The organism is Microbispora hainanensis (assembly GCF_006874475.1).
Taxonomy (GTDB): Bacteria; Actinomycetota; Actinomycetes; order Streptosporangiales; family Streptosporangiaceae; genus Microbispora; species Microbispora hainanensis.
Genome location: NZ_VIRM01000161.1, coordinates 1 through 834, shown reverse-complemented (window position 1 = coordinate 834; position 834 = coordinate 1). Strand labels below are relative to the sequence as shown.

The window sequence follows — 834 nt, the reverse complement described above, 5'->3', positions numbered from 1 at the left end:
GGGGGTGGGTGTGGGGTGCCGGTGGCGGTTCCCGAGGGGCTGGCGGTGATCCCGCCGGGGGCCGAGCTCGCCGGGTTGCTGGCCGGTATCGCGGTGGAGCGGGTGTCGGGGTTCGACACCGTCGAGGTGCTCAAGGCCGCCTACCGGCAGTCCTGTCATGACCGGGCGTGGTTCTTGCAGGTGCTGCTGGAGGTCGGGCTGCGCGAGCCGTGGTCGGGTGACAGTGTGGTGCGCCTGCAGGCGCCCGATGAGTTCGCCCCGGATGAGGCGCGGGCGGCGCTGGTATGGTCGCGCCGCCGCGCCGATTCGGCGTTCGAGCTGGCGTGGAACCTGCACCGCCGTCTGCCGGTTCTCGGCCAGGCGATGCTGGACGGGGTGTTGGACGAGCCGCGGGCGGTGGCCTTCATCCGCTGGACCACCGGGCTGAGCGACGCCCAGGCCGGCTGGGTCTGCGAGCGCCTGGTGCACCGCGCGGCGGCCTGGACGGTGGGTGAGCTGATCGAGCACATTCAGCGTCTGGTGCTGGCGATCGACCCCGGCTGGGCGGAAAAGCGCTACACCGAGGCGGTGCGCAGGCGGCGGGTGACCGGCACGCGCAACGACGACGGCACCGCGACCGTCTCGGGCCTGGACCTGCCGCTGGAACGGGCGGTGGCCGGATGCGAGCGGATCGACGAGCTGGCCCGGGCCTGCAAACGCGCCGGAGACCGCCGTCCCATCGACCATATCCGCGCCGATCTGTTCCTCGGCAGCCTCGACGGCACCTTCGAAGGCCTGTCCGACGACCAGATCATCACCCACGTCCGCACCCACCCACTCCTAGAACCCGGCGAC

Annotated in this window: 1 protein-coding gene; it reads left to right on the top strand. The window is 72.2% G+C overall.

Annotation, left to right across the window (positions count from 1 at the left end):
- Window positions 1–21: 21 nt before the first annotated feature.
- Window positions 22–834, top strand: an 813-nt coding sequence (locus FLX08_RS39980) for a DUF222 domain-containing protein (RefSeq protein ID WP_167530778.1), incomplete at its 3' end; no start/stop codon positions are given.